The 971-nt window shown below is 55.0% G+C and carries 2 protein-coding genes; both read left to right on the top strand.

From position 1 onward, the window contains the following. Window positions 1-541 (top strand): DUF2515 family protein (locus tag ACP7E4_RS30445; protein WP_426119984.1); only part of this gene is annotated, 541 nt, incomplete at its 5' end. Continuing rightward, on the top strand, window positions 538-971 hold a 434-nt coding region (locus tag ACP7E4_RS30440), incomplete at its 3' end, for a hypothetical protein (RefSeq protein ID WP_426119982.1). The genes ACP7E4_RS30445 and ACP7E4_RS30440, both read left to right, overlap by 4 nt.

Genomic DNA, 971 nt, shown 5'->3' with positions numbered 1-971 from the left:
ACACGCTTTCTACGCAAAACGCGGCTGGAAAGAATTCAAACAGTGCCTGCGTTTACGCCAGAACATCTATGGGCACGAAAAGTTTCCGGTGCTTTGGCCCGTGGGTCAGAAAAAGCTGAGATTTGGTTTTGACTACGACGAGATCCTTCAGGGTTTTGAAGCAATTGAGGCAGGTCAAATTGCTGAGAGCGTGCGTCACCTCGCATGGCATGAGCAACAAAACATCCTGCAACCGGCGATATACAGTGACTCGCAGTTGGTGAGCCTGCTTCGTGGCAACCACTTGTCATATGTCACCGGCTTGCCGCGCGATGTTGCAGAGCCGATCGAGCTCACGTTGGCCAGCCAATGCAAACGGCTAGACGATGGCCGCACCGTTGATTTCACCAGCAATCCCCTTGCCGACTTGTCCGATATCAAACAGCGCATGGCTTTTGTGCTCAGAGCGGCGGGGCAGTTTGATAAGCTATTGAGTGGCACTCAGCGTTCACTGATAGAGCAGGCGATTCAGGACATCGCAGCCGGTATGGGCGCGCGATGAGTCTCGCTCGGCTGCAATCAAGACGACGGGGTGCGGCGCTAACGCTCGCTGCGTTCCTTGTATTAGGCGCGATTCAGCTCTGGTATCAATCAAGGGATGTGGAAATCGCGCTGAAAATTGGTGAGCCTTGGGAAGACATGCGCCAGCGCTCCAGCGCTAACATCGACCCGGCTATTGCTGGAATCAATTGGGGGCGACAGACGGAATCAGATGCGCGTCTTCGCTTTGTGGATAGCCAATACGGCTTCGTTACACCACAGGCGCGCTTCTTCACAATAAGTTTTGAAACTGATGGGGTCGTCGGCAATGTCCGCATGTCCCCCCAAATCGAGCCGCTTCTGCTCGACGACACGCTCAAGGTCGTGCTGGATTTACAGGAGCAGTGGCGCAACGCGGGCTGGCGTCCGATCTATGTCGAGGACAGTCCGTC

The organism is Pseudomonas sp. DSP3-2-3, assembly GCF_049898225.1.
In the GTDB taxonomy this organism is placed as follows: Bacteria; Pseudomonadota; Gammaproteobacteria; order Pseudomonadales; family Pseudomonadaceae; genus Aquipseudomonas.
This window is presented reverse-complemented; position numbering and strand designations above follow the sequence as displayed.